Origin of the sequence: Carbonatibacter coralli (assembly GCF_039592655.1) — a bacterium.
In the GTDB taxonomy this organism is placed as follows: Bacteria; Pseudomonadota; Alphaproteobacteria; order Kiloniellales; family Kiloniellaceae; genus Carbonatibacter; species Carbonatibacter coralli.
The window spans coordinates 1-14,089 of the sequence record NZ_JBBUTJ010000002.1; the positions used below are offsets into that span (position 1 = coordinate 1).

Annotated in this window: 8 protein-coding genes; all 8 read right to left on the bottom strand. The window is 54.9% G+C overall.

Features of this window, described 5'->3' with window-relative positions:
- The coding region (tuf, locus tag AAAH10_RS05405; RefSeq protein WP_343561360.1) for an elongation factor Tu at positions 1–836 on the bottom strand (836 nt) is incomplete at its 3' end.
- 71 nt (positions 837–907) lie between these two features.
- Complete coding sequence (fusA, locus tag AAAH10_RS05410; RefSeq protein WP_343561362.1) at positions 908–2,983, bottom strand: elongation factor G; 2,076 nt, start codon at positions 2,981–2,983, stop codon at positions 908–910.
- Between the two features lie 21 nt (positions 2,984–3,004).
- Positions 3,005–3,478 carry a 30S ribosomal protein S7 gene (gene rpsG / locus AAAH10_RS05415; protein ID WP_343561364.1) on the bottom strand — a complete coding sequence of 158 codons (474 nt, stop codon included), beginning with the start codon at positions 3,476–3,478 and terminating at the stop codon, positions 3,005–3,007.
- A 15-nt stretch (positions 3,479–3,493) separates the two neighbouring features.
- Positions 3,494–3,865, bottom strand: coding sequence for a 30S ribosomal protein S12 (gene rpsL, locus AAAH10_RS05420; RefSeq protein WP_343561366.1), 372 nt, complete (start codon positions 3,863–3,865; stop codon positions 3,494–3,496).
- A 495-nt stretch (positions 3,866–4,360) separates the two neighbouring features.
- Positions 4,361–8,545: a DNA-directed RNA polymerase subunit beta' gene (gene rpoC, locus AAAH10_RS05425; RefSeq protein ID WP_343561368.1), complete on the bottom strand. Its 4,185-nt coding sequence runs from the start codon at positions 8,543–8,545 to the stop codon at positions 4,361–4,363.
- Between the two features lie 82 nt (positions 8,546–8,627).
- A complete protein-coding gene (gene rpoB / locus AAAH10_RS05430; RefSeq protein ID WP_343561370.1) occupies positions 8,628–12,794 on the bottom strand; it encodes a DNA-directed RNA polymerase subunit beta in 4,167 nt (1,388 codons plus the stop codon).
- A 275-nt stretch (positions 12,795–13,069) separates the two neighbouring features.
- A complete protein-coding gene (gene rplL / locus AAAH10_RS05435) occupies positions 13,070–13,447 on the bottom strand; it encodes a 50S ribosomal protein L7/L12 (RefSeq protein ID WP_343561372.1) in 378 nt (125 codons plus the stop codon).
- 51 nt (positions 13,448–13,498) lie between these two features.
- Positions 13,499–14,005, bottom strand: coding sequence for a 50S ribosomal protein L10 (rplJ, locus tag AAAH10_RS05440; protein ID WP_343561374.1), 507 nt, complete (start codon positions 14,003–14,005; stop codon positions 13,499–13,501).
- Positions 14,006–14,089 lie beyond the last annotated feature (84 nt).

Genomic DNA, 14,089 nt, shown 5'->3' on the forward strand with positions numbered 1-14,089 from the left:
GCACCGATGTTGTCGCCAGCCTGGCCCTGGTCCAGAAGCTTGCGGAACATTTCAACACCTGTACAGGTGGTTTTCTGAGTGTCACGGATACCAACGATCTCGATTTCCTCACCAACCTTCACGATACCGGTCTCAACACGGCCGGTCACAACTGTACCGCGACCGGAAATGGAGAACACGTCCTCGATCGGCATCAGGAAGTCCTGGTCAACAGGACGATCCGGTGTCGGGATGTACTCGTCAACAGCAGCCATCAGCTCGAGGATCTTCTCGGAACCGATGTTCGCATCACGGCCTTCCATCGCAGCAAGGGCAGAACCCGCTACAATCGGAATATCGTCGCCAGGGAAGTCGTAGTCGGACAGCAGCTCGCGGATTTCCATTTCAACCAGCTCGAGCAGCTCTTCGTCATCAACCTGGTCAACCTTGTTCAGGAAAACAACCAGAGCAGGAACACCAACCTGACGTGCAAGCAGGATGTGCTCACGGGTCTGTGGCATGGGGCCATCAGCCGCGTTCACAACCAGAATCGCACCATCCATCTGGGCTGCACCGGTGATCATGTTCTTCACGTAGTCAGCGTGACCAGGACAGTCAACGTGAGCATAGTGACGGTTGTCTGTCTCGTACTCAACGTGAGCTGTGGAAATCGTGATACCACGTGCACGCTCTTCAGGCGCCTTGTCGATGTCCTCGAACTTCGTGCCTTCCTTACCCTGAGTCTCAGCCAGCACCTTCGTGATAGCTGCAGTCAGTGTTGTCTTACCGTGGTCAACGTGACCAATGGTGCCTACGTTACAGTGCGGTTTCGTCCGCTCAAACTTTTCCTTAGCCATAAGCTAAAGCTCCTTCTGTTTTCAGGAACCCGGGGCACACCCCGGGCACCTTATGGTAATCAATTATCGAGTTAGGCCAGTTTGGAGACCACTTCGTCAGCCACCGCTTTCGGTACCTGCTCGTAGTGATCAAAGACCATTGAGTACTGTGCACGGCCCTGAGACATGGAACGCAGGGTGTTCACATAACCAAACATGTTCGCCAGTGGAACCATGGCATTGATAACTTGCGCGATACCGCGAGCATCCATGCCCTGAACTTGACCACGACGGGAGTTCAGATCGCCGATGATGTCACCCATGTATTCTTCAGGAGTAACAACTTCAACTTTCATGACCGGCTCCAGCAGAACCGGAGAGCCCTTCGCAATACCTTCGCGGAAAGCGCCTTTGGCAGCGATTTCGAAGGCCAGAACGGAGGAGTCAACGTCGTGGCTGGCACCATCAACCAGAGTGGCTTTGTAATCGATCATCGGGAAGCCAGCGATAACACCGTTATCGTTGGACTGCGTCAGACCTTTTTCAACACCTGGAATGTATTCACGCGGAACCGAACCACCAACGATCTTGCTTTCGAACTGGAAGCCTTCACCTGGTTGTAGAGGCTCGAACTGAAGCTTGATACGCGCGAACTGACCGGAACCACCGGACTGTTTCTTGTGCGTGTAGTCGATTTCGGTCGGCTGGGTAATGGTCTCGCGGTACGCAACCTGAGGCGCACCAACGTTCGCATCAACCTTGAACTCACGACGCATGCGATCAACGATGATGTCGAGGTGAAGCTCACCCATACCCTTGATCACAGTTTGACCGCTTTCACCATCAGAAGACACACGGAAAGACGGATCTTCTGCAGCCAGACGGTTCAGGGCAACACCCATTTTCTCCTGGTCGGCCTTTGTTTTCGGCTCAACAGCAACCTCGATAACCGGATCCGGGAACTCCATGCGCTCCAGAATGATCGGCTTGAGGTTGTCACAGAGAGTATCACCTGTTGTTGTGTCTTTCAGACCGGCAATCGCAACGATGTCACCAGCGCGCGCTTCCTTGATGTCCTCACGACTGTTGGAGTGCATCTGCAGCATGCGGCCGATACGCTCTTTCTTGCCTTTGACAGAGTTGGTGATGGATGTACCGGTTTGCAGAACACCTGAATAAACACGCACGAAGGTCAGGGAACCAACGAACGGGTCAGTCATGATCTTGAACGCCAGCGCAGAAGCAGGTGCATCATCAGATGTCGCACGGCTGTCTTCTTCTTCGGAATCAGGCTTCACGCCCTGGACGTCTTCGATGTCCAGCGGAGAAGGCATGAAATCGACAACAGCATCCAGCAGAGGCTGAACACCCTTGTTCTTGAAGGCTGTACCGTTCAGAACCGGAACGAAGGACAGGTTGATTGTACCCTTGCGGATCAGCGCTTTCAGCGTGTCCACATCAGGCTCGTCACCTTCCAGATAGGCTTCCATGGCTGCTTCGTCCTGCTCGACAGCCATTTCGATCAGCTTTTCACGATATTCGTTCGCCTGATCAACCAGATCTGCAGGAATCTCTTCCTCGTCGTAGTTGGCGCCCATGCTCTCGTCGTTCCAGACGATCGCCTTCATTTTCAGCAGGTCGACAACACCTTTGTATTCCGCTTCAGCGCCAATCGGAATTTGCAGAACCAGCGGGTTCGCATCCAGACGCTTGACGAACATGTCAACACAACGGAAGAAGTCAGCACCCATACGGTCCATCTTGTTGACAAAACACATGCGCGGAACGCCGTATTTGTCAGCCTGACGCCATACAGTTTCGGACTGTGGCTCAACACCGGAAACAGAGTCGAATACTGCTACCGCACCATCGAGAACACGCAGGGAACGCTCGACTTCAATGGTGAAGTCAACGTGACCGGGTGTGTCAATGATGTTGATGCGGTTCTCACCCCAGAAACAGGTTGTCGCAGCAGAGGTGATGGTAATACCACGCTCCTGCTCCTGCTCCATCCAGTCCATAGTAGCAGCACCATCGTGAACCTCACCAATCTTGTGAGATACACCAGTATAGAAGAGAATACGCTCGGTTGTTGTCGTCTTACCGGCATCGATGTGAGCCATGATGCCGATGTTGCGATAACGATCAAGCGGTGTCGTACGAGACATAACGCAGACCTTTCAGGGAGATTACCAGCGGTAGTGAGAGAAAGCCTTGTTGGCTTCGGCCATGCGGTGAGTGTCCTCACGCTTTTTGACCGCAGCACCACGGTTGTTTGCCGCGTCATTCAGCTCGTTGGCCAGACGGTCAATCATGGTGGTTTCAGAACGCTTGCGTGCAGCACCGATCAGCCAGCGGATGGCCAGAGCTTGCGCACGATCAGCGCGAACTTCAACAGGAACCTGGTAGGTGGCACCACCAACACGGCGGGAGCGAACTTCCAGATCAGGTTTTACATTGTCCAGTGCAGAGTGGAACAGCTCAACTGGCTGAACGTCAGCGTTGCGGGACTGGATGCGATCCAGGGCACCGTATACGATACGTTCTGCGATAGCTTTTTTGCCGTCGTACATCAGCACGTTCATGAATTTACTCAGAACGACGTCACCAAACTTCGGATCTGGCAGGACATCGCGTTTTTCAGCTCTATGGCGGCGAGACATGTTCTATGCTCTCCCTTACTTAGGACGCTTCGCACCATAGTGCGAACGACGTTGACGACGATCTTTAACACCCTGGGTATCCAGAGTACCGCGAATGGTGTGGTAACGAACACCCGGCAAGTCTTTTACACGACCGCCGCGGATCATCACGACAGAGTGCTCTTGCAGGTTGTGACCTTCACCACCGATGTAGGATGTCACTTCGTAGCCGTTTGTGAGACGAACACGTGCCACCTTACGAAGAGCCGAGTTCGGCTTCTTAGGTGTTGTTGTGTATACGCGTGTACAAACACCACGCTTCTGAGGGCAGCCCTCGAGGGCTGGAACGTTGTTCCGCGCAGCTGTCGCACGACGAGGCTTGCGGATCAATTGGTTAATTGTGGGCATCAGGATATCCTATAGCCATTGTGTTTCGAACCCGTCTTGACCGTAGCCTTAACGGGCACTGGGAAAGGTTCTTTAAAAGTGGAAACTTCTGATATCAGCACACCTGCAAGCAGGCAAACAGAATCCCCCACGGAACGCGGGCGATCATCCAGAAATTTGGGCGCATACTATGAGGGTGTTTTTCAGACGTCAAGCCTGCAACGTAAATTTAATGCAAAGCCACGCAAAAGAAGGGCTTTCAGACAGGAAAAAAGTCCTTTCGGACCAGATCCGGACTTTTTTGTCCGGATTTTGCAAGAGTCCCGAACGAAATTCGCCCCATTCAGACAGGGGAACTGTGTTTTCCCGGGGACGTCATACAACAGGGAACGTGATCGGAACAGATGATTCGCCCTCCCCTTCCTGCCTCACCCTGTCCGGAAACAGGCCGGCACGCAAAAAGCCGGAGCAGATGCTCCGGCTTTTTCTGTTTTGCCTGAAGTCTTGCCGGGACGATTACTCGCCGGCAGGAACCTCATCCGCGCTTGTGTCGATCGCGTCAATCGCATCGATTGCAGCAGCATCAGCCGCAGCAGACAGAGCCTCGTCACGGGACTGGGCCAGATGCTTCATGCGCTTCATCACAGCACCGGTACCCGCAGGGATCAGACGACCAACGATCACGTTCTCTTTCAGACCGATCAGTGTATCAGCCTTGCCGTGTGTCGCAGCCTCTGTCAGGACACGTGTTGTCTCCTGGAACGATGCAGCAGAGATGAAGGAACGGGTCTGCAGGGATGCCTTGGTGATACCGTGCAGAACCGGACGGCCCTGTGCAACGCGGCCACCGTGGCGGATAGCCTTTTCGTTCTCTTCGTAGAACTCCTCACGATCAGCACTTTCACCAACCAGGAAGGTGGTGTCGCCCGGATCCATGATTTCGATCTTCTGCAGCATCTGGCGGATCACAACTTCAATATGCTTGTCGTTGATCTTCACACCCTGCAGACGATAGACACCCTGGATCTCGTTGATGAGGTAGTCAGCCAGAGCCTCGACACCCAGAACATCCAGGATATCGTGCGGCACGCGGGAGCCTTCGATCAGCAGATCACCACGCTCGATGAAGTCACCTTCCTGAACGGAGATGTGCTTGCCTTTAGGAACCAGGTATTCAGCCGGCTCGACACCCTCTTCATCCGGACGGATCACGATACGGCGCTTGGTCTTGTAATCCTTGCCGAACTCGATACGGCCGGAACGCTCGGCGATAACCGCATAGTCTTTTGGCTTGCGCGCCTCGAACAGCTCGGCAACACGCGGCAGACCACCGGTAATGTCACGGGTCTTGGACCCTTCACGCGGAATACGCGCCAGAACATCACCAGCTCGAACCTTGTCACCGTTCTGGACGGAAAGGATCGCACCAACAGACATGAAGTAACGGGCTTCCATGCCGTTTTCGAGAGTGATCACTTCACCGGCGTCATCACGCAGAGTGATGCGAGGCTTCAGATCGCTGCCCTTCGGCTGCTGTTTCCAGTCAATCACCTGACGGCTTGCAATACCTGTTGTCTCATCGGTCACTTCACGCATGGAAACGCCATCGACGAGGTCAACGAAGTTCGCAACCCCCTCACGCTCGGTGATGATCGGAACAGTGTAGGGATCCCACTCGGCCAGTTTCTGGCCTTTCTTGCAGGCTCCGCCCTCGTCAACGAGGATTTTGGAACCGTAAGGAATGCGGTGACGCGCACGCTCGCGATTGTTCTCGTCACGGACAACGATCTCGAGATTACGGCTCATCGCAATCGGAACACCTTCGGAGTTCACAACCACGTTGCGGTTCTTGATGGAGATCGTACCGTCCAGTGGAGCCTCGACAGTAGACTGTTCGGAACCACCCTGCGCCGCACCACCGATGTGGAAGGTCCGCATGGTCAGCTGTGTACCAGGCTCACCAATGGACTGGGCAGCGATGACACCAACGGCCTCACCCATGTTGACAGGTGTACCACGAGCCAGGTCACGACCATAACACTTGGAACAGATACCGGTCTTGGCCTCACAGGTCAGCGGAGAGCGGACCAGAATGGAGTCCAGACCTGCACGTTCCAGCTTGTCCAGATCGCGCTCGACGATGATCTCGCCAGCCTTGACAATCACTTCACCGGATGCCTGGTCAACAATGTCCTCATGAGGGACACGACCCAGCAGACGCTCGGACAGGGAGGCAATCACCTCACCGCCGTCGATAACAGCAGCGATGTTCAGGCCTTTTTCCGTACCGCAGTCTTCCTCGGTGATGATGCAGTCCTGGGCAACGTCAACCAGACGGCGTGTCAGGTAACCGGAGTTCGCAGTCTTCAACGCCGTATCCGCAAGACCCTTACGGGCACCGTGGGTGGAGTTGAAGTACTCAAGTACGGTCAGACCTTCCTTGAAGTTCGAGATAATCGGCGTTTCGATAATCTCGCCGGACGGTTTCGCCATCAGACCACGCATACCCGCCAGCTGACGGATCTGGGCGGTGGAACCACGCGCACCGGAGTGAGCCATCATGTAAACGGCGTTAATGTCACGCCCCTGACCGGCACCGATGACTTTCATCATCTCTTCTGTCACGCGGTCGTTACACTGGGCCCAAACGTCAACCACCTTGTTGTACTTCTCACCACGGGTGATCAGACCATCAAGGTACTGCTGTTCAAACTCCTTGACCTGCTCCTGGGCCTGCTCGATCAAGCCGGCTTTTGCCTCGGGGATCTGCATATCATCCTTACCGAAGGAGATACCGGCCTTACAGGCATGTGTGAAACCGAGCTTCATGATGCGGTCACAGAAGATCACAGTCTCTTTCTGACCACAGTGACGATAAACAACGTCGATCAGTTCGGACACTTCACGCTTGGTCAGAATGCGGTTCAGCAGTTCGAAGGAAATCTTCGGGTGCCTTGGCAGCAGCTGAGCCAGAAGCATGCGACCCGGTGTGGATTCAACGATCCTGGTTACCGGATTGTTATCTTCATCAACAGTGTGATAACGCGCCTTGATCTTTGCATGGAGGGAAACAGCACCCGCGTTCATCGCGTGCTCCATCTCGTCCATGTCGGCAAAGGCCATGCCCTCACCCTTGGCACCTTCATCTGCCATGGACAGATAGTAGATCCCCAGAACGATATCCTGGGACGGAACGATAATCGGCTTGCCGTTCGCCGGTGACAGGATGTTGTTTGTGGACATCATCAGAACACGGGCTTCAAGCTGTGCTTCCAGAGACAGCGGCACGTGAACCGCCATCTGGTCACCATCAAAGTCCGCGTTAAACGCAGTACAGACCAGCGGGTGCAGCTGGATCGCCTTACCCTCGATCAGTGTGGGCTCGAAAGCCTGGATACCAAGACGGTGCAGCGTCGGCGCACGGTTCAGCAGAACCGGGTGCTCGCGGATCACCTCTTCAAGAATATCCCAGACCTCGGGACGTTCCTTTTCCACCATGCGCTTCGCAGCCTTGATGGTAGAGGCCATGCCGTAAAGTTCCAGCTTGGAGTAGATGAACGGCTTGAACAGCTCCAGAGCCATCTTCTTGGGAAGACCACACTGATGCAGCTTCAGCTCCGGGCCAACCACGATCACGGAACGACCGGAATAGTCAACACGCTTACCAAGAAGGTTCTGACGGAAACGTCCCTGCTTGCCCTTGAGCATGTCGGACAGGGACTTCAGCGGACGCTTGTTCGCACCGGTGATGACACGACCGCGACGACCATTGTCGAACAGCGCGTCAACAGATTCCTGCAACATACGCTTCTCGTTCCGGACGATGATGTCAGGAGCACGCAGTTCGATCAGACGCTTCAGACGGTTGTTACGGTTGATCACACGACGATAGAGATCGTTGAGGTCGGAGGTTGCAAAACGGCCGCCATCCAGCGGAACCAGAGGACGCAGTTCCGGCGGGATCACAGGAACAACATCCAGGATCATCCACTCCGGACGCGCACCGGATTCAAGGAAGGCTTCGATCAGCTTCAGACGCTTGACGTATTTCTTGCGCTTGGCTTCGGAGTTGGTCTCCTTCAGCTCGTAACGGATGTTGTCGCGCTCTTCTTCCAGATCGATGGAGGACAGGATGTCTTTCAGCGCTTCCGCACCGATTTTCGCAGTGAAGGCATCCTCACCGTATTCATCCTGGGCATCCATGTATTCTTCTTCGGTCAGAAGCTGGTGTTGCTTCATCGGGGTCAGGCCAGGCTCGACCACCACGAAGTTTTCGAAGTACAGTACCTTCTCCAGATCCTTCAGGGTCATGTCTGCCAGCAGACCGATACGGCTTGGCAGGGACTTGAGGAACCAGATGTGGGCAACCGGGCTTGCAAGCTCGATATGGCCCATGCGCTCGCGGCGGACGTTGGAAAGCGTGACTTCAACACCACACTTTTCGCAGACGATGCCGCGGTACTTCATGCGTTTGTATTTACCACACAAGCACTCGTAGTCCTTGATAGGACCGAAGATACGGGCGCAGAACAGGCCGTCGCGCTCAGGCTTGAAGGTACGGTAGTTGATGGTTTCCGGTTTCTTGATTTCACCGAAAGACCAGGACCGAATACGCTCCGGGCTCGCAATGGAAATGCGAATCTGATCGAAGCTTTGTGGGCCGGTAGGCTGGCCTGAAAGGTTCATCAACTCGTTGGACATCGGTATCTCCCGACTAGAATGATTGCTTTTAAAAATCCGACTGTGAAGGTGGGGGCAAGGCCCCCGCCCCTTTCAGGTTCCGTTACTCGCTGGACTCCAGCTCGACGTTCAGGCCGAGGGAACGCAGTTCCTTGACCAGGACGTTGAAGGATTCCGGAATACCCGCTTCGAAGTTCTCATCACCTTTGACGATCGCCTCGTAAACCTTGGTACGACCGGAAACGTCGTCGGATTTAACAGTCAGCATCTCCTGAAGTGTATAGGCCGCGCCATACGCTTCAAGGGCCCAGACCTCCATCTCACCGAAGCGCTGGCCACCGAACTGGGCCTTACCACCCAACGGCTGCTGCGTTACGAGAGAGTATGGTCCAATGGAACGCGCGTGGATCTTGTCGTCGACCAGGTGGTGCAGCTTGAGCATGTAGATATAGCCCACTGTCACATTGCGGTCGAAGTACTCACCGGTACGGCCATCGATCAGGCGAACCTGACCGGAGCGGTCCAGACCGGCTTTTTCCAGCATGTCACAGATGTCCTGCTCGCGCGCACCGTCGAAGACAGGCGTTGCGATCGGAACACCGTTGCGCAGGTTGTAACCCAGCTCGTCGATCTCGGCTTCGGACATGTCCACAACATCCTCGTTGTAGATTTCCTCACCATAGACATCCAGCAGCTTGGAGCGCAGAGGCTCGTAGTTGCCGTCACGGCGGGCATCCATCACCAGATCACCGATCTGGTTGCCCAGACCGCGGCAGGCCCAACCCAGGTGGGTTTCAAGGATCTGACCAACGTTCATACGCGACGGAACACCCAGCGGGTTCAGAACGATATCAACCGGCGTACCGTCTTCGGTGTACGGCATGTCTTCCAGAGGCATGATACGGGAGATCACACCCTTGTTTCCGTGACGACCGGCCATCTTGTCACCCGGCTGCAGCTTGCGCTTCACAGCAACGAAGACCTTGACCATTTTCATCACGCCGGGAAGCAGTTCGTCACCGCGCTGCAGCTTGTCGACCTTGTCTTCAAAGCGCTTTGTCAGCTCTTCGATAGACTCATCGAATTGCTTGTTCAGCGCTTCGATTTCTGTTTGAACACCTTCGTCCTTGACAGCGATCTGGCGCCACTGACCCCTGGTGAAGTCGCTCAGCAGAGCATCATTGATCTTGCCACCTGTTGTCATGCCCTTCGGACCGGAAACAGCAACCTGACCGGAGATCAGGAATTGCAGGCGGTCATAGAAGGAACGCTCCAGAATAGCGCGCTCGTCATCACGGTCTTTCGCAAGGTGTTCGATTTCCAGACGCTCGATCGCAAGCTCACGCTCGTCCTTTTCAACACCACGGCGGGAGAAGACGCGAACATCGACAACAGTACCCGCAACACCCGGAGGCAAACGCAGGGATGTGTCACGAACGTCAGACGCCTTCTCACCAAAGATCGCACGCAGAAGCTTTTCTTCCGGTGTCATCGGGCTTTCGCCCTTCGGTGTCACCTTGCCGACCAGGATGTCGCCCGGGTGAACTTCCGCACCGATGTAAACCATACCGGCTTCATCGAGGTTGCGCAGGGCATCTTCACCAACGTTCGGGATATCACGTGTGATCTCTTCCTGACCCAGTTTGGTGTCACGCGCCATGACTTCGAATTCCTCGATGTGGATCGAGGTGAAGACGTCATCGCGAACGATACGCTCGGAAATCAGGATGGAATCCTCGAAGTTGTAACCGTTCCAAGGCATGAAGGCCACGAGAACGTTACGACCCAGAGCAAGATCACCCAGATCTGTGGAAGGACCATCAGCAATGATATCGCCACGTGCAACGCGGTCACCCACCTTCACCAGCGGACGCTGGTTGATGCAGGTGTTCTGGTTGGAACGCTGGAACTTCAGCAGGTTGTAGATGTCAACAGCACCCTCACCGGTCTTGATATCATCAGAAACACGGATCACGACACGCGTTGCATCAACCTGGTCAACGATACCGCCACGACGGGCAGAGATCGCAACACCGGAGTCCTTCGCAACGCGGTGCTCCATACCGGTACCAACGTAAGGTGCATCCGCTTTCAGAAGCGGAACGGCCTGACGTTGCATGTTCGAACCCATCAGCGCGCGGTTCGCGTCATCGTTCTCGAGGAACGGAATGAGCGCTGCCGCAACGGACACGAGCTGTTTCGGAGACACGTCGATAAGGTGGATATCTTCACGGCGGACAACAACGTAGTCCCCGTTCTGACGACAGGGAACCAGCTCCTCCTGGAAGCGACCCTCGCTATCCAGAGCAGCGTTGGCTTCCGCCACGGTGTAACGGCCTTCCTCGATCGCGCTGAGGTAAACAACCTCGTCACTTACGATCCCATCGACAACCTTGCGATACGGGCTTTCGATGAAGCCGTAAGGGTTGACGCGCGCGTAAGTCGCCAGAGAGTTGATCAGACCGATGTTCGGACCCTCGGGTGTTTCAATCGGACAGATACGACCATAGTGTGTCGGGTGAACGTCACGAACCTCGAAGCCCGCACGCTCACGTGTCAGACCACCAGGGCCGAGAGCGGAAAGACGACGCTTGTGCGTGATTTCCGACAGCGGGTTGGTCTGGTCCATGAACTGTGACAGCTGGGAAGAACCGAAGAACTCGCGCACAGCAGCAGCAACAGGCTTCGCATTGATCAGGTCATGCGGCATGACAGTGTCGATCTCGACAGATCCCATACGCTCCTTGATCGCACGTTCCATACGCAGCAGGCCAACACGGAACTGGTTTTCCATCAGTTCGCCAACAGAGCGAACACGACGGTTGCCAAGGTGATCGATATCATCGATCTCGCCACGACCGTCTTTCATGTCGCAGAGAAGACGAACGATTTCGAGGATGTCCTCACGACGCAGAACGCGCAGTTGGTCATCCGCCTCAACGTTCAGGCGCGCATTCATCTTCACGCGACCAACAGCAGAGAGGTCATAGCGCTCGGAGTCAAAGAACAGACCCTGGAACATGGCTTCAGCCGCTTCAAGGGTCGGCGGCTCACCAGGACGCATCACGCGATAGATGTCGATCAGAGCTTCTTCGCGGTTTGTGTTCTTGTCGAGGTTCAGAGTGTTGCGCAGGTAAGGACCAACGTTTGCGTGGTCGATACCGAGGATCACGATTTCCTTCTGACCCGCTTCCAGCATCTGTGCCAGCAGCGCTTCAGTGATCTCGTCACCGGCTTCACACAGAACTTCGCCTGTGCTTTCGTTGATCAGGTCGTTCGCAATGTAGGACCCGACCACCTCTTCCGCTTCCACGAAGACTTCCGCAAGACCGGCTTCAGTCAGCTGGCGGATCTTGCGCGGTGTCAGTTTGGAACCGGCTTCAGCAACAACATCACCAGACTTCGCATCCACCAGGTTGGTGATCAGCTTCTGGTTTTTCATCCGCTCGCCGTCGAAAGGCTTCTTCCAGCCCTTGCCGGATTTCTTGTAGCGGATGGTGTCGTAGAAGTAGTTCAGCAGCGCTTCACTGGACATGCCTGTGCCAACCTGCGGATCGAGCTTCTGGCCGTTCCCAGCCAGCTCGGCGCGCTTGGCAGCGGTCTCCGCATCATCGAGCGCCAGCAACAGGGTTGTTGCAGGCAGCTTGCGGCGACGGTCGATACGCACATACAGCAGATCCTTGGCATCGAACTCGAAGTCCAGCCAGGAACCACGGTAAGGGATCACGCGTGAAGCAAAAAGGAATTTGCCGGAAGAATGTGTCTTGCCACGGTCGTGGTCAAAGAAGACACCCGGGCTACGGTGCATCTGAGAGACGATCACACGCTCTGTGCCGTTCACGACGAAGGTACCGTGCTTTGTCATCAGGGGCAGGTCGCCCATGTAGACGTCCTGTTCCTTGATATCGCGGATGGAGCGGGCACCGGTGTCCTCGTCAACATCCCAGACAACCAGGCGAAGAGTAACTTTCAGGGGCGCGGCGTAGGTGATGCCACGTTGCTGGCATTCTTCTACGTCAAATTTTGGTGTTTCCAGTTCGTAGCGCAGGAATTGCAGCTCGGATCTATCCGAGAAATCCTTGATCGGGAAAACAGATTCGAAAGTTTCCTGCAAACCAGCTGTCGCTCTCTGGGCGGCATCAAGGCCGACCTGGAGGAACTGGTCATAAGAAGCCTTCTGGACCTCGATCAGGTTGGGCATGCTGGCTACTTCTGCAATGCGACCGAAGTCCTTGCGAATGCGCTTGCGTCCCGTAAACGATCTCGCCATGTCAGTAACGTCCTCGTCCTCTGGGGTTTGATGTCAAAAACACCAAACTATATCTGATAAAATCCCGCAGGTCTTCCGTTGTGCGTCAAAAAAAACTGCGCCACAAACCGGTGACAAACGGGCTATTCGGTCTTCAGACAGAACCTGGAAACCAGCCCCTGTCCTGCAGGCTTTTTAACGCCACCCTGCAAAGGCGCAGAACCCCGGCGCGGCGAACACACGAAGATGTTCCCCGGCCGGGTTTCCAAAAGTCCGCTTACGCGGCCCAAGCAAGATTACTTGAGCTCAACGGTAGCGCCAGCTTCTTCCAGCTTCTTCTTGATCTCTTCAGCCTCGTCTTTGGAAGCACCTTCCTTGACAGGCTTTGGAGCGCCTTCAACCAGTTCCTTGGCTTCTTTCAGGCCGAGACCTGTGATGCCGCGAACTTCTTTGATGACGTTGATTTTCTTTTCACCGGCAGAAGCCAGGATCACGTCAAATTCAGTTTGCTCAGCGCCACCGGCAGCACCGGCGTCACCACCAGCAACGGCAGCAACAGCAACAGGAGCAGCAGCGGAAACACCCCAGTGGTCTTCCAGTTTGGAAGCCAGTTCAGCAGCTTCAAGAACAGTGAGCTTGGACAGCTCTTCTACCAGTTTATCGAGATCAGCCATGATTTTATCTCCTAGGCTTGAACGTTTGTATATATAAGACGACTAGTCAGCTTAGCCCTTGCCATAGGCCGCGAAAACGCGAGCCAGTTGGCCAGCAGGAGCCTGAGTAACACCAGCAAGTTTTGTAGCTGGTGCCTGGAGCACGCCGACGATCTTGCCGCGCAGTTCGTCGAGAGACGGAAGGGAAGCAAGTGCCTTGATGCTGTTTGCATCAAGAACCTGATCACCCATCACACCACCAACGATGGACAGCTTTTCGTTTTCTTTGGCGAACTCGACGCACACTTTTGCAGCCGCAATAGGATCTTCGGAGGACGCAATCGCTGTTGGTCCCTTGAAGTACGGTGCCAGTGCCTCAAACTTCGTGCCTTCGAGAGCAATTTTAGCCAACCGGTTTTTCGCCACTTTAAAGCCGGCGCCAGATTGTTTGGCGTTACGACGCAGCTCGGAAACCTCGGAAACAGTCAGGCCGGTTTGTTGGGTTACAACAACCAGACCGGATGCCTCAAAAGTCTCTTTGAGTTGCGCGACCAGCTGTTCTTTTTGTGTACGATCCACGGAAAACTCCGCTCAGCTGGACCCGAACCAAGGAGGTCGGATCAAGTTAGCACGAGAACTTACAGATCTTCCGAAAAACACCTG